We start from the raw sequence: 19,780 nt of genomic DNA on the forward strand, positions 1-19,780 counted from the left end.
GATTCCTTGTCCGTATCCGGAGGCGTGTGATGCCCGGAATCTTCTCGTCACTTCCCTTGCTGTCACGCGGTTCCTCGGAAGAGTCACGTCGCGTCACGGACATACTGCGCAAGGAGACGGTCGGCGGCGCCCTGCTGTTGCTTGCTGCGCTCGCGGCGCTGATCTGGGCGAACTCCCCTTGGTCGGATTCGTATCACGCGCTGCGCGACACCACGTTCGGTCCGGAGTCGTTGCATCTCCATCTGTCGCTGGGCACGTGGGCCGCCGACGGACTGCTGGCAATCTTCTTCTTCATCGTCGGTGTCGAACTCAAACGCGAATTCGTCGAGGGTGATCTGCGCGATCTCCGACGCGCGGCGATGCCCATCGTCGCGGCAGTCGGCGGGATGATGGCCCCGGCATTGATCTTCGTTGCGATCAACCTGCAGGGTGGTGCCGCAGCACTGAACGGCTGGGCGGTGCCGACCGCCACCGACATCGCATTCGCCGTGGCCGTTCTCGCGGTGATCGGGTCGCATCTGCCCACAGCGTTGCGGACTTTCCTGCTTACCCTCGCGGTGGTCGACGACCTGCTCGCAGTGACGGTGATCGCCGTGTTCTACACCGACGAACTGAACCTGCTGTATCTGGGTGGTGCCCTGATTCCGCTGGCCGCCTTCGGTTTCGCGATGCAACGCGGAGTGACTGCGTGGTGGGTACTGGTGCCCTTGGGTGTCATCACGTGGTGGCTCGTCCACCAGTCCGGGGTGCACGCCACCATCGCCGGTGTGCTGCTCGGCTTCCTCGTTCCCGTGTCGCGGCACGTGAACGGCAAGAAGATCGCGGTCGCCGAACATGTCGAACACCGGGTCCGCCCGCTGTCTGCGGGAATCGCCGTGCCGATTTTCGCGTTCTTCGCCGCTGGCGTCACTGTGGGAGGCCTTTCGGGCCTGACCTCCACGATCACCGATCCCGTCTCCGTGGGAGTGACGACAGGCCTTGTCGTCGGCAAGGTCATCGGGATTTTCGGAACCACCTATCTGATGGCGAAATTCACCCGAGCGCGCCTCGACGACGATGTGCGCTGGGTCGACGTCTTCGGTGTGGCGCTACTCGGCGGCATCGGATTCACGGTCTCCCTGCTGATCGGCGATCTTGCGTTCGGCGCGGGATCGGTCGAGGCAGATCACGCCAAGGTCGCTGTGCTGTGTGGATCGGTACTGAGCGCTGTTCTGGCTTCGATCGTCCTCACCATCCGTAACCGTGCGTACCGGCGCATCGCCGAGCACGATCGGGTCGACGACGACGGCCATGTAATCCCCGACGTCCAACAGGGACGATGATCACCTTCCGGCCGATCTTCGTTCCTTCACATTTCAGGAGGAGGGCGCCGTGAACTGGACGGCACTGTGGGTTTTCATCGGCGTGTGGGTGCTAACCGGGCTCGCCACCGGACTGTGGATGGCCCGCAAGGGGCACGACCCACGATGGACACTCATCGCGGTTATCCTCGGCCCCCTGTTCGTACCCATCGCATTCGAGCGCATCGAACGGAATCCCCGGTCCGTGGCGTCGGAGCCGGTCGCGATGTGGGGTGCCGGTGGCGAGGAGTCCGGCGGTCTGCGCGTGATGGTGGGATTCGACGGATCGAAGGAGGCCGAACAGGCTTTGCGTACCGCGCGGCAACTGTTCGCGCCGGGAGGCGGGGTACTCGAGCTCGTCGCGGTGGTGTCGTACGACGACGCAACCGACATCGACTCCGAAGTGCTCGCCGGGGCGAAGGAACGGCTGGAAGCGGCGGCCTCCGGCTCCGAGGAGGTCCCCGTCGGCTACGCGGTCATCGCCGGCCCGGCAGGGCAGAGCCTGCGATGGTTCGCGACCGAACAGCATGCCGATGTACTGGTGATCGGCAAGCGCGGCCGGGGCATGTCGAACCGGATGCTGGGCAGCGTCGCCGCGTATCTCACCGAGCACTGCCCCGTACCGGTCCTCGTCGTCGATCCGGCAGAGCACGCGTCGACCGACGACAAGCATTCGGCCCCAGTGGCCATGCGCGTTCCTGCAGAAGATGTCGAAGGGTCCTAGAGCCACAGCCGACGTTAGTCGCCGGGTTTGTCGTCATCGATGCGCTCGACGTCGTCGGCAGTGACGGGGATCGACGGAGTTCCCTCGATGGCGGGAACCGTGGGTGGCGTCAACTTCGACGCATAGTCGTGTTCGGCTGAGTAGCTGAGGAAGCCGAGGTGGGCCTCGTAGCGGTCGAGGACGTCGTTGATGACCTGTTGTTTGGTGAGTCCCATCAGGTCGTAGCCCTCCGACCCGGTCTGGGTGAACACCTCGAGCCGGTAGTAGACGTCGATCTGCCTGGACATGCTGCGTCCGCCGAAGGTCGGCACAGGAGCCTCGACGCCGGCCACCTGATAGTGGAAATCTCGATGCTCGTCCATGTTGACGACGAGTGTGTGCGCGTCGATACCGGTGTTCGCGTCGGGAGTGGTGGTCAGGCCGGCCTCGTAACCGAGTTTGCCGAACTCGTCGGCCACTTCCCGTAGGGCCGGCTCGATCACCCGGGTCGAGAACTGGGCCACCACCTTGTTCGAGGGGTACGACCTCAAACTGCCCAATCGTTGTCGCCAGGTCTTCTCCGGTGTCTGCCCGCCGTGCACAGCCATCGTCCTTCGGCGCAGCATGTGGCCTTCGCGCTCGGCACGTTCCATCCGCAGCACCTTCGAGAAGGAGGCCATCACCAGGTACGCGATGATCGTGACCGGCAGCGCGAAGATGAGGGTTGCGTACTCCATGGTCGTCACCCCTCCTGCGACGAGCATGGCGATCGTGAGAACCGCGGTGACCAGGGCCCAGAAGATCCGCAGCCACTTCGCACCATCGACGGCGGGGTCGGGGATCGACGACGAGAAGTTCGACATCACCATGGCGCCGGAGTTGGCGCTGGTGAGATAGAAGAGCAGTCCGGACAGCGTGGCCAGACCGATCAGGAAGGGCGCCCCGGGAACATCTCCAGCAGGCTGTACCAACCGTGTTCCGGACTGTCGACGGCCAGCTCCGCGAATTCGTCGTTGCCGTCGAGGACTTCGCGCATGGCGCTGTTGCCGAAGATCGACACGATGAAGAAGTCGCAGAGCACGGGTGCGGTGATCGCGGCGATGACGAACTCGCGCAGGGTTCGGCCGCGGGAGATCCTGGCCAGGAAGAGGCCGACGAATGGTCCCCAGGCAAGCCAGAACGCCCAGAAGAACAGGGTCCAACTGGCCATCCACGCGGAACCGTCATTCTCGTATGCGAACGTCTGAAGGGTCCGCTCGGGCAGGGTGAACACGAAGCGGCCGATGTTCTCGACCAAGGCATTGAGCAGGAACGACGTCTTGCCGGTGACGAGGATGTACAGTATCATCGCGCCCGCCGACCACAGGTTGAGCTCGGAGATCAGACGGATGCCCTTGTCCACGCCCGAGGTGCACGCAGCGACAGTCATGAGCACAGCAACCAGCACCAGCGCGATCTGCAGCGCGAGGCCTTCCGGGAGACCGAACATGGTCGAAAACCCGACGTTGAGCAGGACGACACCGATGCCCATCGACGTCGCGACACCGAAGACGGTGCCGACGAGTGCGAAGATGTCGATGACGTCACCCGTCACTCCTCGCACCCGCTTACCCAGCAGGGGGTAGAGCGCAGCGCGGATGGACAACGGCATCCCCCAGCGATAAGCGAAATAGCCCATTGCCATACCGAGTAGCGCGTACATGGACCAGCCGGCGATGCCGTAGTGGAACATCGTCCAGACCACGGCGTCCTGGATCGCCTCCGCAGACTCCGGGCTCGCCGCCGGTGGGGCGATGAACTGGCTGATCGGTCCGGTGACGGAGTAGAAAAGCATGTCGATGCCCACGCCGGCAGCGAAGAGCATCGCCACCCAGGTGAACAGCTTGTACTGGGGACGCGAGTGATCAGGTCCGAGCCTGACGCTGCCCTCCTTCGAAAGCGCAACCCAGAGCACGAAGATGATGACCAGGGTGACCGTGACGACGTAGAACCAGCCCACATTGGTCGCGATCCACGTCACGACCGTGTGCATGGTCTCCTTGGCCTGATCGGGCATCACCATGGCCCAGATGGAGAACGCCAGGACGACGGCAGCCGAGATGACGAAGACGCGCCAATTGACGCGGGGTCCCCGGTGTTCGGCGAGCTCGGTCGGCCCCTTGCTCAACTCGGTGCTGGAGATCGGGGGCAGATCTTCGAGCGCAGGCTCCCTGCGTCGTTCGGGTACTCCGAATTGGCTGCGTTCGATTCTCGGATGCGGCGGTTCTGCGTCGGTCAACCAGTACTCCTTGCATGCAGAGCTTCGTCGACCGCGCGGGTCGATGACTTACTATCCCCCCGAGATCGGTGCGTGCGCAGCAGTTGTCGTGAATGTCGAGAGTGCTCGAGCGTCCTGATCGAGAGGGTCTGCGCGCAGCAACTCCATCACCGCCCGCCACGACGTTTCCGCACCGCTTCCTGCCTGACGGAACACGTCGTCGAGAAGGCGCATCTGCGCAGCGGTCAGCTCGGCTTCGAGGGTGCGTCCGTCGTCGGTGATCGTGAGCCGACGGACACGCCGGTCGTTCACATCGGGTGCGATTGCGATCAGCCCCTGCCCTTCGAGGTCCTTGATGGGCCGGTGCAGTGCCTGCTTGGTGATACCGAGGATGTCGAGGAGTTCGCCTATCGACAGCCCGTCGTCGCGGCGGACGAAGTGCAGGATGCGGTGGTGCGTCCGGCCGAGTCCGCGTTCAGCGAGTAGTCGATCGGGTAGCGCGGTGAAGGCTCGGTAACCGAAGAAGAAATCTTCGATCGCCTCTCTCAACTCCGCCTCACGATTTGGGTCAAACACGTTGACCTTATTCTCACTCATGCCCTAGAGTACGTCAACAACATTGACCTATTTGATGGGAATCGCCCATGCTCTCCCAACGCATCGCTTCGCTTCGCCCATCACCGATCCGCGAAATTCTCTCCGTCATCGACCGGCCGGGCATGGTGTCGTTCGCGGGCGGGCTCCCCGCATCGGAAACCCTTCCGCACCTGGCCCACTCCGACGACCCCGCCCTACTCCAGTACGGACCGAGCGAAGGCGACCCGGAACTGCGGGCCGCCGTGTCCGAGCAACTACGCGCGCTCGGCCTCGACGCACCCACCGAGCGCGTGATGATCCTGTCCGGCAGTCAGCAGGGCATCGACCTCGTCTCGAAGCTGTTCATCGACCCAGGCACGCCCGTGGCGGTCGAATCCCCCACCTACCTCGCGGCACTGCAGGTCTTCCGCCTCTACGGCGCCGACTTCACGAACCTCGGCTGGGACCGCGCACCGACCGCGCCCCTCGCCTACGTCGTGCCTACCTTCGCGAACCCCACCGGAAGGTGCGCGACACGCGACGAGCGTGACAGCCTCGCCCGCGCCTGCCTGGACAGCGGCACAACGCTGTTCGAGGACGACCCGTACCGCGAGCTCACGTACGAACCGTGCGACCGAGTGCCCGTCGCGGCCCGCATGGGCGGCGGATCATGGGTGTATCAGGGTTCGTTCTCCAAGACATTCGCACCTGGGCTTCGCCTCGGTTTCCTCGCAGCGTCCGAGGACCTGTTCCCGCACCTGGTGATGCTCAAGCAGGCCGTCGACCTGCACAGCTCCACCTTGTCTCAGCGACTCGTGCTGGGCGCCGTCACCGACCCGAGCTGGTCGAACCGCCTCGAGGATCTCGCGTCGTTCTACCGAAAGCGCCGCGATGGTTTCGACGAGGCACTGCACCGTCACCTCGGTGGGCTCGCCGAGTGGCAGGCCCCAGCAGGCGGGCTGTTCTTCTGGCTCCGCCTCACTCGGCCGCTCGACACGCGAACTCTGCTCCACACGGCGATCGATCGCGGTGTCGCGTTCATGCCGGGCGAGGAGTTCTTCCCCGATCGTCCGCAGCTCGGCACCATGCGGCTGAACTTCAGCCACGCCGACGCGGACGCCACCGAACGCGGGCTCCGGAGACTCGCGCAGCTACTGAGGGACCATCGTGCATAATGCGTTGAACCGTTCAGGGGGAACGGTCGAACATCCGGGGGGGATCATGACGGATATCAGCACGCACGGCACCGAGAAGTACGAGGGCCTGAGCAACACGTGGCGGTACCGGTTCGAGTTCTTCGACAGGAACGGCACACCGGGCGCAATCAAGACTTCACCGGCCTACACCGCCGCATTCCGGCAGTTGTCGTTCGGCAAGCGGATGAAGCTGAACTTCAACTGGCTCGGAGCGGTCTTCGGTGTCTTCTACCTGCTGTATCTGCGCTTGTGGCGGAAAGCCCTGGTGTTGGTGGGACTCGGCATCGCCATCGGGTTCGTCAGCCTGATCCTGGACCTGCCGCCCAGCATCGACCGAATCGTGACCTTCGGATTCGCCTTCTTCATCGCGAGCCGCGTCAACATCTACAACTACGAGCGCCGCGTGCTGGGACGTCACACCTGGGGGCTGTGAACAGACGCCGACCACCACACCGCAATAGGCATGTTTTCGACGCGGGTAGGCTCGGGACCCGTGTCTGATGCCCTCACCGTCGATGACGAGCCGATCGAATCGTCCTCCCGCACATTCAAGCGTGCATTCGAGGACCTCCGCGATGGGTTCGCGCATCGTGAGCTGTGGTTCCACCTCGGATGGCAGGACATCAAACAGCGGTACCGGCGCTCGGTGCTCGGCCCGTTCTGGATCACCATCGCAACGGGCGTCTCCGCGATCGCGATGGGCGTGCTGTACGGCACACTGTTCAACCTCGATGTACCCACGTTCCTGCCGTATGTGGCCCTCGGCTTCATCATCTGGAACCTGATCAGCGGTTCGATCCTCGAGGGCGCCGACGTGTTCATGTCCAATGAGGGCCTGATCAAACAGTTGCCGACGCCACTGAGCGTGCATGTGTATCGCCTGGTGTGGCGACAGATGATCTTGTTCGCGCACAACATCGTGATCTACGTGGGCATTCTCATCGTGTTTCCGCAGCCGCTGCATTGGACCGCCCTCGCGGCGATTCCCGCGCTGGCATTGATCGCCATCAACGCGGTGTGGGTCTCACTGGTGTTCGGCATTCTCTCGACCCGCTACCGCGATATCGCGCCGCTGCTCGGCAGCATCGTCCAGCTGCTTTTCTTCATGACACCGATCATCTGGACGGAGCAGACCCTCGTCGGCACAGGCAACGAAGGCCGGGCGAAGATCGCCGAGATCAATCCCCTCTACCACTTCCTCGACATCGTCCGCACCCCGCTGCTCGGCGGCGACCAGCAGCTCTACCACTGGGTCATCGTCCTCGTGATCACCGTGCTCGGCTGGGGACTGGCCCTGCTCGCGATGCGCAACTACCGCGCTCGCGTCGCCTACTGGGTCTGACCGAGCTGCAGCCTGATCAGCTGCAACCGGTGGACCGCGGCGTGGTCGGTGATCTCGAATCCCGCCGCGGCCAGTTCGTGGAAGGTCTCCGTGTCGGTGAATCGATACGGCTCGAATCGCCACCACACATTGTTGGGATGCCACAGCTTCCAGGGGGTATCGCGCTCACGATCCGCGATCACCCACAGCACCGTGCACCGGGCGGCCGCACGAACGGCCGATTCGGATGGCGCCGCATCACTCGACCACAGTTGAGTTCGCTCGGCCGCGCTGCGCCCGAGCCCGACATCATCGAGACCCACCACCGAATCCGGCCGCGCATCCATGACCGCTCGCGGGGAGGTCGGTGCCCACGAGATGGTCGGCTCGAATGCGACGCAGTCGCCTGCTTCCGACACCTCGATGAGCCGGTCGGCGACCGCGCTGTAATCCATCCCGCCTGCCTTCCCGAACGGCTGACGCTGCGCGATGTAGGCCGGGGACACTGCCACAGCCAGCGCGACGAACACGACGAGCATCGTCCACCACCGAGTCGCGACCCGAGCCAGCGCCCAGCCCACCAGCAGCACCATCGCAGGCACCGTGAACGACAGGTACCGGTCGAGATACAGATTGCGCGAGACCAGCGAACTCACGAGCAGCACCGTCATCGGCACGGCGAATCCAGGGAGCGCCACCGCCAGCAGCATCCGCTCCCCCGGTGTCACGCCGATCCGCATCGCAACGACCGCACCCGCGACGACGGTCACCGCGCACAGTCCCGCCGCCCAGGGAGCTTGCGGGAACCACTGGTCGACCAGGATCGTGCGCACCACAGTGGCGTCGAGCGGCGGGATCCACGACACCTGCTGTATCTGGGTCGACGCCAGCATCATGAACGGCGCCGACAGCGACGCTCCGGCCACCGCTGCGACGGCGAACCTCACACGATCACGCGAGAGCAACAGGACTGTCACCGCGTGCGCGAGGACCACTGTCGCGGAGTAGACGAACAGCACCGTCGAAACCGCAGCCAGCAGAGCGTACGCCACCCACCAACGTGCGTGGCCCGCGGTCAGGGCCTTCACCAGCAGCAGGGTCAACAGCGCTGCCCCTGCGATCGCGAAAGCATAGGAGCGCGCTTCGGTCGCTGCCCACGTCACCCGCGGTGTGATCGCGAACAACACACCCGACGCGACAGCGACTCGTGCCCCGCCGAGCTTGTGTCCGGTCGCGGTGATTGCGGCCGCGCCGACCCCGAGCGCCACCGCACCTGGGATCCGGGCGGTGAACTCACTGATTCCCACCAGCGAGAACCACCAGTGCAGAAGCAGGTTGTGCAGCCCGTGCACAGCATCGCGCTGGGCGTGCAGTTCGAGGAGCGCCCCGAGGGGACGATTCGCCGCCGAGACAGTGGCGGCCTCGTCCCACCAGAACGACGGAACCCACGAAAAAGCCGCACCTACGAACACGGCCGCTCCCCCGACGATCAAGGGAAGCGGCCATGCCCTCACGTGCTACTACTCGCCGATGCCGTAGAGGCGCGCCCAATTCTCACGGCTGGTCAGCTTGGGCATGGCGTCGTGCCACGTCTTCTTCATCTGCGGCGCTTCCTTGCGGAGCTGCCAGCACACCTTCGCGGCATGCTTCGCGAGTGCGACGGCGATGTCCTTGTCGCGGCGGCGCACCCGCACCGCATTCTGCGACGCGTCGGTGACCACGGCGGTGTCGAACAACGACACGTGCCACCAGTTCGCGAAGTGCGCAGGCACTGTGACCTGACGGCGGTCGACCTTACCCCGGAACTGCTGCACCGCACGCTTCACGAGGACGAGCCCCTCACGCTTCTTGTCGGGCTCGAAGTCCCACACCTTCATCTGGGTATGTGGATCCGACTCCTTGCCCACCTGCGACGCGGGCAGCGGCTTCGTCTCGGGATAGCGGTCGCGAAGTTCGCGCAGCTCCTTCAGCACAGACTGCCCTCCGTCGTAGAGGAAGTCGGGCCCCGCGAGGAAGTCCTCGGCGGCTTTGATGAAGGTCGCGGCCAAGCCGTACTGCATCGACACGATCAGCTCGCTGATCTTGCGGAACAGATACTTCGAGATGTCGTTGCCGTCGAACCGGCCGTACAGCGCCGATACGACGAGACCGTTGCGGATGCTGAAGTACCGCGCCCAGTCGTCGTAGTCCTTGAGGTGGAAATCGGCGTGCCACACACCCGCGTTGGGCAGCGTGACGGTGGGATGCCCGGCGAAGCGGGCTCGGATCCCGTACTCGATGTCGTCCCACTGGAAGAACAGCGGAATCGGCAGGCCACACTCGGCGATGATCTCGGCGGGCAGCAGGCACGTCCACCAGCCGTTCCAGCCTGCGTCGAAGCGGGGATCCTGCTTCTTCTTGATGAGATCGATGCCCATCTTCGCACCGGGGGTGAGCTCACCCGCAGTGATCTCGTCGAGCACCTCACGCTCGGCACTGACATGCAGGATCTGCGGGTTGCTCAGCGACAGCATCTGGGCGCCGACGATCGTGGGCTGCACCGTCATGTTCGCGAACGCGTTGAGTCGCAGCACGGATTCCGGCTCGCACAGGATGTCGTCGTCCATGACGATCACGTTGGCGTGCGCCGAGTTCGGCGAGCCGGTGATCTCGTACATGCCGCGGGAGAATCCGCCCGCGCCACCGAGGTTCGGCTGCGTGAGGTAGATCAGCTTCTTGCCGAGCTTCTCTTCGACCTCCGCGAACGAGGGACGCGAACGCACCTGGTCGGTGCCCTGGTCGACGATGCACACCGCGTCGATGTCGGCCATCGCATCGTCGTCGGAGGCGAGGGTGCCGACCGTGACGGTGCAGTCGTCGGCGCGGTTGAACGTACAGATGACGACGGCGGCCGGTCGCAGGTGCTCGGGAGCGGCGACGGTCCAGCGCGCGTCGGAAATGAGCAGCGAGCCGTTGCTGGACTCCACGGAGAACCACATCGCGCCGCCGTCGACGAATCGCTCGATGGGAAGCTCGAGATCGAGGTCGCCCGAACCCGAGACCTTCGAGGTGGTGACGATGCGCTCACGGCCACGGGCGTCGGACGCCCACACGGTGAACGCCGCGCTACCCGACGAGGCGTAGGTGAGCTGCAGGTTCACCGTCTTCACGTCGGTCCAGCGCTGCCAGAAGGTCGCGGCGAACCGGCCGAAGTAGGTGTTGGTGTGGGCGGTCGCGCCCTCAGCGAGCTGGAGCCCGTGCCGGTCGGCGGCCGCGTCGCCCTTGGTGACCACGTACATCTTCTCGGGTACGCGCGGCGAGAGCGACCCGAACAGTCCGCGTTGAACGATCAGCCGATCACGACGTGCGGGCTCGATGAGGGCCTCCTCCAGCGCGTCGACGTTGCTGCCGTCAGTTGTCGTGTCGCCGGCAGGTGCCTGCTCCATCGAGTAACTCCCCGATCTCCTCGATCCTGTTGGTCCGGATGCGACATTATCAGCGGGAACGCCGCCGTTCGCCGATCACGTGAGAGTTGCGACCGATTGGTGAGGATCGCGGGAAATGCACTTTTTGCGTCCTGACGGGCACCGCCCTCACTCTTCGAGTGGGCGTTCCGTTCGGCGGTAGGCGGCCTCGGTCGCGTTCTTGTGCGGACGCCACCACGCCTCGTTCGCGCGGTACCACTCGATGGTCGCGTGCAGGCCGGATCGGAAATCCCTGTACACAGGCGCCCACCCGAGTTCGGTCTTCAGCCGGGTCGCGTCGATCGCGTAACGCAGGTCGTGGCCGGGGCGGTCGGGAACGAAATCGAACCCGGCCGGGTCATTCCCGCACAGTTCGAGGACGGTCTCGACGACGGTACGATTGTCCGTTTCACCGTCTGCGCCTATGAGATAGGTCTCACCGATGACGCCCTTGTCGATGATCGTCCACACCGCACGGTTGTGGTCGTCGACGTGGATCCAGTCGCGCACATTCGTGCCGGTGCCGTACAGCTTGGGCCGCACCCCGGTGAGCACGTTGGTGATCTGACGGGGAATGAACTTCTCCACATGCTGGTACGGCCCGTAGTTGTTCGAGCAGTTCGACAGGGTCGCGCGAATACCGAACGAACGCACCCACGCGCGGACGAGCAGGTCGGAGCCGGCTTTCGTCGACGAGTAGGGACTCGACGGGTTGTAGGGCGTGTCCTCGGTGAACTTCGCCGGATCATCGAGCGCGAGATCGCCGTACACCTCATCGGTGGAGATGTGGTGATAGCGCACGTCGTGCTTGCGGACGGCCTCGAGCAGGGCGAACGTGCCCACCAGGTTGGTCTGCACAAACGGTGACGGGTCGTGCAGGGAGTTGTCGTTGTGGGATTCGGCGGCGAAGTGCACCACAAGGTCGGTGTCGGCGACGAGCCGGTCGACCAGACCGGTGTCGGCGACGTCGCCGTGGACGAAGGTGATCGCGTCTTCCACGGGTTCGAGGGAGTCGAGGTTTCCCGCGTAGGTGAGCTTGTCGAGGACGGTGATCTCGACGTCGGGGCGTTCGGCCACGGTCTGGTGGACGAAGTTCGCGCCGATGAATCCGGCGCCGCCGGTGACGAGCAGCTTCATTACGCCAACCCTACCCATGGGACACTGACCGGCATGCGCGGAATCATCCTTGCCGGCGGGACCGGTTCGCGACTGCACCCCATCACGCTGGGTATCAGCAAGCAGCTCACTCCCGTCTACGACAAGCCGATGATCTACTACCCGCTCTCGACCTTGATGCTCGCGGGAATCCGCGACATCCTTCTGATCACCACTCCGCATGACGCCGGCCAATTCCGGCATCTGCTCGGAGACGGGTCGCAGTTCGGCATCGACATCACGTATGCGGTCCAGGACGAGCCCGACGGACTGGCACAAGCGTTCGTTCTGGGTGCCGATCACATCGGCGCGGAGACCGTGTCTCTGGTATTGGGCGACAACATCTTCTACGGGCCGCGGCTCGGCACACAGCTCAAACGGTTCGACGATCTCGACGGCGGCGCCGTCTTCGCGTACCGGGTCTCGGACCCGTCGGCCTACGGGGTGATCGAGTTCGATTCCGATGGTCGCGCATTGTCGCTGGAGGAGAAACCGGCCGACCCCAAATCGCACTACGCGGTACCGGGACTGTATTTCTACGACAACGACGTCGTCGAGATCGCGCGGTCGCTGAAACCTTCCGCGCGAGGCGAATACGAAATCACCGACATCAACCGCGCATATCTCGAGACCGGCAGACTTCAGGTCGAGGTGCTGCCCCGCGGCACCGCGTGGCTCGATACCGGCACCTTCGATTCGCTGCTCGACGCGTCGAACTTCGTGCGCACCATCGAACAGCGTCAGGGCTTGAAGATCGGAGTGCCCGAGGAGGTTGCGTGGCGACGCGGATTCATCACCGACGACGAATTGGCAGCCTTGGCACACCCTCTGGTGAAATCGGGCTACGGCACCTACCTGCTGGACCTGGTCGCACGAGGAAAGGACTCCTGAGGAAATGCAGTACCGAGAACTGAAGATCGCGGGCGCATGGGAGATCACCCCGAAGCAGTTCGGCGACGACCGCGGGGTGTTCCTCGAATGGTTCAAGCAGTCCAGCTTCATCGAAGCGACCGGTCGGGAACTCGATCTCGCGCAGGCCAATTGCTCGGTGTCGGCCGCGGGTGTGCTGCGCGGAATCCACTACGCGGATGTGCCGCCGGGACAAGCGAAATACGTGACGTGTGCGTCGGGGTCGGTGCTCGACGTCGTCGTCGACCTGCGGGTGGGATCGCCGACGTTCGGGCAGTGGGATTCGGTGTTGCTCGACACCGTCGATCGTCGTGCGATCTTCCTGTCCGAGGGGCTGGGGCACGGGTTCCTGGCGTTGGAGGACAACTCGACGGTGATGTACCTATGCTCGACGGGCTACGACCCCGAACGCGAGCACGAGGTTCATCCGCTGGATCCGGAGATCGGGATCGAGTGGCCGACGGTCGGGCGCGGCGGAAGCCGGCTCGTGTACGAGCTGTCGGCCAAGGACCGGGCAGCACCCTCACTCACCGAAGCGCGCGGGGCAGGTCGCCTGCCCCACGCCTAATCGACTTTGGTGGATTCTTGTCCGTATTCCGGGCAATATCTCACCAACGTTGCGTACGAGCGGAACCGCTTCGAGCGATTCTGCGTCGAACGAAATATGAGCCGTAAAGCGATCCACGCGATCATGTCTCGCCAAGACGGGATCATCACACGCGCGCAAGCCCTCGAATGCGGTATGAGCTCGTCGACTGTGACCCGGCAGGTCCGGTCCGGTGAGTGGTCCACCCTCGCACCCGGCATATACCTGCGCGCCGACCGCGAACACACCGAAAGCGTGAGCCTTCGCGCGGCGGTGTACTGCGCTGGGCGGGATGCCGTTGCTTGGGGACCGAGTGCCGCGTGGTGGCACGGACTCCTCGATCGTCCACCCGGCCACCACTACGTCACGGTGACTCATCGTCGAGCGCTTCCACGAAGACATGAAGTTCGCCTTCGGCGCCGTGACCTGCACTGGAAAGACACAGTTGTAGTCCGCAGCCTGCCCGTCACTGCCCTACCGCTGACCGTTCTCGAGGCTGCAGTGGAGTTACCGAACGGATCCGTGCTCATGGACCGTGCGCTGCAGCGCCACACGTCGCTCGAGGTCCTCCAGCGGGTGCATCGCAGAAACTCGGGGCGGCACGGGGCACGTGCTGCAGCACGGCTACTGTGCTCCGCCGGCGATGGCGGACATTCGGAAGCCGAACGGATCCTGCATCGTCTTCTGCGTACTGCCGGCCTGATCGGGTGGCGTGCCCACGCGAGGAGTTGCGGTTACGAAATCGACGTGGTGTTCGACGCCGAGCGCGTCGCCATCGAGATCGACGGCTGGGCCTGGCACCGCGACGCGCAGCGGCACCGGCGCGACGCGGAACGACAGAACGTCCTGGTCGACGCCGGCTGGCACGTCCTGCGATTCACGTGGCACACGCTGACCCAGGATCCCGAAGGTGTACTTCGCCAGATTCGGACGGCGATGTCACGACACCGGTGAATCCTTGGTGAGAAATGGTTCGCTGAGCGGACAAGAAGCCACCAAATCTTCAGCGGATCCGGAAGATGACGAGCCTCTGCACGACGAAGTTGATGACCGTCGCCACACCTTGGGCGACCACGAAGGCGAACGGGGTGACCCACCAATCGTCACCGAGCGACTCGTTGAGCACCCGGTTGATCCCGACCTGGGCGGCGAACGTCACCGCATACAAGATCACAACAGCGGCGAACCGCAACCGGCTCGGCGGCGCCTGGAAGGTCCAGCGCCGGTTGATGAGGTACGCGGTGGTGGTACCCGCGATGAAGGACAGCGCCTTCGCAATATCACGGGTGACGCCGAGCGCCATGAGCAGCACATACAGGCCGTAGTCGACGATGGCCGACAGCCCTCCGGTAACCACGAACCGCACCAGCTGCGTCTTCAGGTCGAGCGCTTCGTCTGCGGTCGAGTCGGTCAGCGGCAGCTCGGGAGCGAGCGGAACATGGTGTTCCGGCAGCGGCTGGACGTGGTCGTGGGGTTCGGGCACGGAGTCGAGGGTAGCGTCCGCCGCGCCACAATCCGCACCGCCACTACATGGAGATTCTCACCGAAACGCAACCAGTGACCTACGGCATCTTGCCGGGTAGTGAGCTGACGCGGGTAGCCTCTACCTCGATGTCTACGACAGCTGAAGAGCAGGCGAGCGAGCCTCTCCCCACCCAGACACGCACCCTGACCGGATGGGGGCGCACCGCGCCGACCACCGCCGAGGTGCTCTCCACACCCGACGTCGAGCTGATCGCCAAGGCCGTGGCGCAGGTCGCGGAGCAGAACGAGTCGAAGCCGACGCACCTGCGCCGCGGTGTCATCGCGCGCGGTCTCGGTCGCTCCTACGGCGATCCCGCGCAGAACGCGGGTGGGCTCGTCATCGACATGACGGCCCTGAACAAGATCCACAGTGTCGACCGCGAGTCCTGCAAGGTCGTGGTGGACGGCGGTGTGACGCTCGACCAGCTGATGCGTGCGGCGCTGCCGTTCGGCCTGTGGGTGCCGGTCCTGCCCGGCACCCGCCAGGTGACGATCGGCGGTGCCATCGGCTCCGACATCCACGGCAAGAACCACCACAGCGCGGGCAGCTTCGGCAACCACGTGCGCTCGATCGACCTGCTCACCGCAGACGGTCAGGTCCGCACCTGCGGCCCGACGGGACGCAACTCCAAGCTGTTCTGGGCCACGGTCGGCGGTATGGGTCTGACGGGCATCATCCTGCGCGCGACCATCGAGATGACACCCACCGAGACGGCGTACTTCATCGCCGACAGCATGCGCACCGAATCCCTCGACGAGACGATCGCCGTGCACAGCGACGGCTCCGAGGACAAGTACGACTACTCGAGCACCTGGTTCGACGCGATCTCGGCGCCCCCGAAGCTGGGCCGCGGAGCTGTGTCACGGGGCTCACTAGCAACACTCGATCAGCTGCCGAAGAAACTGCAGAAGAATCCGCTGGCCTTCGACGCGCCGACGCTGATCACCCTTCCCGACGTGTTCCCGAACGGCCTGGCGAACAAGTTCGACTTCTCGATCGTCGGCGAGCTGTACTACCGCAAGACGAAGAACGCAACGGGCCAGATCCAGAACCTGACCGCGTTCTATCACCCGCTCGATCTGTTCGGCGAGTGGAACCGCGCTTACGGATCCAAGGGTTTCCTCCAGTACCAGTTCGTGGTCCCCACCGAAGCCGTCGAAGAGTTCAAGAAGATCATCATCGACATCCAGAAGTCGGGGCACTACTCGTTCCTCAACGTCTTCAAGCTGTTCGGTGAGGGCAACAAGGCGCCGCTGAGTTTCCCCATGAAGGGCTGGAACATCTGCGTCGACTTCCCGATCAAGGCGGGCCTGAACGAGTTCGTGCGCGAACTCGACAAGCGCGTCCTCGAGTTCGGTGGTCGCCTCTACACGGCAAAGGATTCGCGGACCGACGCGGAAACCTTCCACTCGATGTACCCGAGGATCGACGAGTGGCTCAAGGTGCGCCGCACGGTCGACCCCACCAACGTCTTCGCCTCCGATATGTCCAGAAGGTTGGAACTGCACTGATGATCAATGCCGTCGGCAATCCCCAGACCCTGCTGCTTCTCGGTGGCACCTCCGAGATCGGCCTGGCCATCGTCGAGGAGTACCTGCGTAAGGCACCCGCCCGCGTCATCCTCGCGACACTGCCGGGCGACCCGCTGCGCGACGCATCCGTCGCCCAGATGAATGCTGCGGGTGCGACGAAGGTCGACGTCATCGACTTCGACGCGCTCAACACCGAATCCCACCCGAAAGTCATCGACGAGGCATGGGCAGGTGGCGACGTCGACATCGCCGTCGTCGCCTTCGGTCTCGACGGTGACTCCGAGGAACTGTGGCAGAACCAGGCCAAGGCCGTCCGCGTCGCGAATGTGAACTACACGGCGTCGGTGTCCGTCGGTGTACTCATCGGCGAGAAGATGAAGGCGCAGGGCTTCGGCCGGATCATCGCGATGTCGTCGGTGGCCGGTGAGCGCGTCAAGCGTGCCAACTTCATGTACGGCTCGTCGAAGGCGGGCCTCGACGGCTTCTACCTGGGTCTCGGCGAGGCGCTGCGCCCGTTCGGTCCCCGCGTCACCGTGGTGCGCCCCGGCCAGGTTCGCACCAAGTTCAGCGCGCATGTCGACGAAGCGCCGCTGACCGTGAACAAGGAAGATGTAGCTGCGCTCGCGGTATCCGCATCCGACAAGGGCAAGGAAATCGTGTGGGCGCCGGGTCCCTTCCGGTTCGTGATGATCGTGCTGCGGCACATTCCGCGCGCCGTCTTCCGCAAGCTACCGATCTGACCGGCCCCGGCTTCACCGCCTGAGCCCACAGCTTCACTAGGCTCGGGTCCCGTGACAGTCGCCGAGAGTCCCACCGTCATCCCCGTCGCTCCGTTTCGGAAGATCGCGACGACCGCCGGTCGCATGGTTGCGGCCGTGGTCGTCGCGATCTTCGTTTCTGCAGTGGGACTGTTCGCGTTCGCACGAGTGCAATGGCCGGCGTTCAACTCGTCGAACGTCACACAGGCCGTCACGACTGTCATGCAGTTCGTCGCTCTGGCTGCGCTCGGGTGCTCGATCTACCTGCTGCGTCGCCGCAAGTGGGTGACGGGTGCGCGCGTGCTGTCGTGGGCGGCGCTGTCCGGCCTCGTCACCGCGACCCTCGGGATGCCCCTGGCAGCGACGAAGCTGTATCTGCACGGAATCTCCGTCGATCAGGAGTTCCGCACGCAGTTCCTCACGCGACTGACCGACAGCGCAGCCCTGCGCGACATGAACTACGCCGACATGCCGCCGTTCTATCCGGCCGGGTGGTTCTGGGTCGGCGGCCGTGTCGCGAACCTGCTGGGGATGGATGGATGGGAGGCATTCAAGCCCTATGCCATCGCCTCATTGGCGGTCGCGGCGGTCGTGGCGCTGGCGCTGTGGTCGGAACTCGTCCGGTCGGATCTCGCGGTGCTCGTGGCGACCGCATCGACGGTGATCGTGCTGGCGTACGGGTCGCCGGAGCCGTACGGCGCGGTGATCGCGCTGCTGATCGCACCGGCTCTGGTGCTGGCCTGGGGCGCCCTCAACCCCGTGCGCGCTTCTGGTAGCGATGACTACCAGAAACGCGCACGGCAGGGGTGGGGCGCGGTGGTGGGTACCGGCCTGTTCCTCGGGGTCGCGGCGACGTTCTACACGCTGTACCTGGGTCTGGCCGCGTTCGCGGTGACGGTGATGGCGGTGGTCGCGGCAGTACTCGCCAAGCGGGCCGACGGTTCGTGGCGCAGCACGATGCCGGTGCTCGTGCGATTCGTCTCCATCGCGGTGATCGCGGGGCTCGTCGCGCTGATCGTGTGGGCGCCGTTCCTGCTCGACGTGCTCGGGGGCGGTTCGACCGCCGGCTCGGGTTCCGCGACCCACTACCTACCCGACACGGGCGCGAGCCTGCCCCTGCCGATGTTCCACATGTCGCTGATCGGGTTGTTGTGCCTGCTCGGCAGTGTGTGGCTGATCGGGCGGGCGACGTCATCGCGGCGTGCTCAGGCGCTCGGGCTCGGCGTCATCTCTGTGTACCTGTGGTTCCTGGGGTCGATGGCGTTCACTGCGCTGGGCAATACGCTGCTCGCGTTCCGGCTCGAAGTGATCCTGCTGGTGCTGCTCGGTACGGCGGGTGCATTCGCGTTCGTCGAATTCTCGCGATGGATCAGCCTCGCCTCGAGCGACAACCCGAATGTGCGGCGTGTGCTCGTCGCGGTGGGCGCACTCGGTGCGCTGGCGTTCACCCAGAACATTCCGCAAGTTCTCGGGAACGAGATCACCGTCGCCTACACCGACACCGACGGCAACGGTGAACGCGCCGACCAGCGGCCACCGGGCGCCGCATCGTATTACTCGGAGATCGACGAGACACTGCGTTCGCAGCTCGGTGGTGAGCGCGACGACCACGTGATCCTCACCGCCGACACCGCGTTCCTCGCGTACTACCCGTACTTCGGTTTCCAAGCGCTGACGTCGCACTACGCGAATCCCCTCGCAGACTTCGCGGGTCGTGCAGCGGCGATCGAAGAATGGTCGGAACTCGGATCGTCCGAAGAACTTCTCTCCGCGTGGGATTCGCTGCAGTGGCGTGCCCCCGACGCCATCGTCTTCCGACAGGGCACCGAGGGTTACACACTTCGGTTGGCCGAGGACGTCTATCCGAACGACCCGAATGTCCGCCGATACACGGTCACCTTCCCCGAGACCTTGTTCGACGATCCACGTTTCACAATCACCGAGGTGGGGCCGTTCGCTGTGGTTACCCGCGCCGAAGGGGCATGATGCTTCGAACTCCGTTGTCGCGCAGCCACAATCCGCCCCACACGAAGATTCCGGTGTAGATCGGGAACAGTGTGGTGCTGACGATCGGCTGCTCGGTGAGCAGGTTGGTCGCGACCGCTCCGCCGAGGTATCCGGTGAGCAGTACCGCACCGAGGATCGCTGTCGTCGGCACGACGTAGAGCACGAGGCAGATCAGCAGCACGATCCCGAACACCCTGTTCAGGCTCGGATCGAAGCCGAGGTCGGCCATGGCCTCCTGCACCTGCGAGGTGTTCATGAGATGAATGACGGAGTCGAAGAGCAGAAACAGGACGACGAGGCCGCTGACGATCAGGCCGGCGATGTGCGCGCCCCGGCCAGGTGATTCGGCGCGGGTGTGAGAATCGCGGTCGGTGGCGGAATGGGTGGTCATGATGATCTCCTGGATTCGATGCGCTGATGTCACCGATACCGACCCGGCTCCGCACGGAAACTCATCGCCGCTGCGGTAAGG

17 protein-coding genes and 1 pseudogene are annotated in these 19,780 nt (G+C 64.6%); 11 read left to right on the plus strand and 7 right to left on the minus strand.

Features of this window, described 5'->3' with window-relative positions:
- Positions 1–29 precede the first annotated feature (29 nt).
- Positions 30–1,322 (plus strand): Na+/H+ antiporter NhaA, encoded by a 1,293-nt coding sequence (nhaA, locus tag MWU77_RS10615; RefSeq protein ID WP_169689284.1) that lies wholly within the window; start codon positions 30–32, stop codon positions 1,320–1,322.
- A gap of 49 nt (positions 1,323–1,371) precedes the next feature.
- Complete coding sequence (locus MWU77_RS10620) at positions 1,372–2,064, plus strand: universal stress protein (protein ID WP_169689283.1); 693 nt, start codon at positions 1,372–1,374, stop codon at positions 2,062–2,064.
- Positions 2,065–2,078: 14 nt separating this feature from the next.
- Here the strand turns inward: MWU77_RS10620 and betT are convergent.
- Both betT and MWU77_RS10635 read right to left on the minus strand, forming a co-directional pair.
- Positions 2,079–4,105: pseudogene (gene betT, locus MWU77_RS25125) on the minus strand (choline BCCT transporter BetT).
- A gap of 267 nt (positions 4,106–4,372) precedes the next feature.
- Positions 4,373–4,897: a MarR family winged helix-turn-helix transcriptional regulator gene (locus MWU77_RS10635; protein WP_169689281.1), complete on the minus strand. Its 525-nt coding sequence runs from the start codon at positions 4,895–4,897 to the stop codon at positions 4,373–4,375.
- A 47-nt stretch (positions 4,898–4,944) separates the two neighbouring features.
- On the opposite strand from MWU77_RS10635, the gene MWU77_RS10640 reads away from it, so the two are divergent.
- The 3 genes from MWU77_RS10640 to MWU77_RS10650 are packed head-to-tail and all read left to right on the plus strand — an operon-like array spanning position 4,945 to position 7,414.
- Positions 4,945–6,051, plus strand: a complete 1,107-nt coding sequence (locus tag MWU77_RS10640; RefSeq protein ID WP_247273637.1) for a PLP-dependent aminotransferase family protein — start codon at positions 4,945–4,947, stop codon at positions 6,049–6,051.
- 46 nt (positions 6,052–6,097) lie between these two features.
- On the plus strand, positions 6,098–6,505 hold the full coding sequence (locus MWU77_RS10645) for a DUF2628 domain-containing protein (RefSeq protein WP_169689279.1): 408 nt from the start codon (positions 6,098–6,100) through the stop codon (positions 6,503–6,505).
- A gap of 60 nt (positions 6,506–6,565) precedes the next feature.
- A complete protein-coding gene (locus MWU77_RS10650; RefSeq protein WP_169689278.1) occupies positions 6,566–7,414 on the plus strand; it encodes an ABC transporter permease in 849 nt (282 codons plus the stop codon).
- On the opposite strand, the gene MWU77_RS10655 is transcribed toward MWU77_RS10650, so the two are convergent.
- The 3 genes from MWU77_RS10655 to rfbB form a co-directional block, all read right to left on the minus strand.
- Positions 7,402–8,907, minus strand: a complete 1,506-nt coding sequence (locus MWU77_RS10655; RefSeq protein WP_169689277.1) for a glycosyltransferase family 39 protein — start codon at positions 8,905–8,907, stop codon at positions 7,402–7,404. The genes MWU77_RS10650 and MWU77_RS10655 overlap by 13 nt on opposite strands.
- Before the next feature lie 6 nt (positions 8,908–8,913).
- Positions 8,914–10,818 (minus strand): glycosyltransferase, encoded by a 1,905-nt coding sequence (locus MWU77_RS10660; protein WP_169689276.1) that lies wholly within the window; start codon positions 10,816–10,818, stop codon positions 8,914–8,916.
- 147 nt (positions 10,819–10,965) lie between these two features.
- Positions 10,966–11,973 carry a dTDP-glucose 4,6-dehydratase gene (gene rfbB / locus MWU77_RS10665; protein WP_247273638.1) on the minus strand — a complete coding sequence of 336 codons (1,008 nt, stop codon included), beginning with the start codon at positions 11,971–11,973 and terminating at the stop codon, positions 10,966–10,968.
- A 33-nt stretch (positions 11,974–12,006) separates the two neighbouring features.
- Between rfbB and rfbA the strand changes: the two genes are divergently transcribed.
- The 3 genes from rfbA (at position 12,007) to MWU77_RS10680 (ending at position 14,440) form a co-directional block, all read left to right on the plus strand.
- Positions 12,007–12,882, plus strand: a complete 876-nt coding sequence (gene rfbA / locus MWU77_RS10670) for a glucose-1-phosphate thymidylyltransferase RfbA (protein WP_169689274.1) — start codon at positions 12,007–12,009, stop codon at positions 12,880–12,882.
- A 4-nt stretch (positions 12,883–12,886) separates the two neighbouring features.
- Complete coding sequence (locus MWU77_RS10675) at positions 12,887–13,468, plus strand: dTDP-4-dehydrorhamnose 3,5-epimerase family protein (protein WP_169689273.1); 582 nt, start codon at positions 12,887–12,889, stop codon at positions 13,466–13,468.
- Positions 13,469–13,591: 123 nt separating this feature from the next.
- Positions 13,592–14,440 (plus strand): type IV toxin-antitoxin system AbiEi family antitoxin domain-containing protein, encoded by an 849-nt coding sequence (locus MWU77_RS10680; protein WP_247273639.1) that lies wholly within the window; start codon positions 13,592–13,594, stop codon positions 14,438–14,440.
- A 49-nt stretch (positions 14,441–14,489) separates the two neighbouring features.
- On the opposite strand, the gene MWU77_RS10685 is transcribed toward MWU77_RS10680, so the two are convergent.
- Positions 14,490–14,969, minus strand: coding sequence for a GtrA family protein (locus MWU77_RS10685; RefSeq protein ID WP_308198789.1), 480 nt, complete (start codon positions 14,967–14,969; stop codon positions 14,490–14,492).
- 128 nt (positions 14,970–15,097) lie between these two features.
- Between MWU77_RS10685 and MWU77_RS10690 the strand changes: the two genes are divergently transcribed.
- The 3 genes from MWU77_RS10690 to MWU77_RS10700 all read left to right on the plus strand — a co-directional run bounded on the left by MWU77_RS10690 (position 15,098) and on the right by MWU77_RS10700 (position 19,287).
- Entirely contained in the window at positions 15,098–16,522 is a 1,425-nt protein-coding gene (locus MWU77_RS10690) for an FAD-binding oxidoreductase (protein WP_247273640.1), read from the plus strand.
- Positions 16,522–17,283, plus strand: coding sequence for a decaprenylphospho-beta-D-erythro-pentofuranosid-2-ulose 2-reductase (locus MWU77_RS10695; RefSeq protein WP_169689270.1), 762 nt, complete (start codon positions 16,522–16,524; stop codon positions 17,281–17,283). The genes MWU77_RS10690 and MWU77_RS10695 overlap by 1 nt, the downstream gene beginning before the upstream one ends.
- 123 nt (positions 17,284–17,406) lie before the next feature.
- On the plus strand, positions 17,407–19,287 hold the full coding sequence (locus MWU77_RS10700) for a galactan 5-O-arabinofuranosyltransferase (RefSeq protein WP_247274097.1): 1,881 nt from the start codon (positions 17,407–17,409) through the stop codon (positions 19,285–19,287).
- Here MWU77_RS10700 and MWU77_RS10705 read toward each other — a convergent pair.
- Positions 19,265–19,699: a DoxX family protein gene (locus MWU77_RS10705; RefSeq protein WP_247273641.1), complete on the minus strand. Its 435-nt coding sequence runs from the start codon at positions 19,697–19,699 to the stop codon at positions 19,265–19,267. The two genes, MWU77_RS10700 and MWU77_RS10705, sit on opposite strands and share 23 nt — an antisense overlap.
- Positions 19,700–19,780: the final 81 nt, after the last annotated feature.

The organism is Rhodococcus sp. F64268, assembly GCF_023015605.1.
GTDB lineage: Bacteria > Actinomycetota > Actinomycetes > Mycobacteriales > Mycobacteriaceae > Rhodococcus.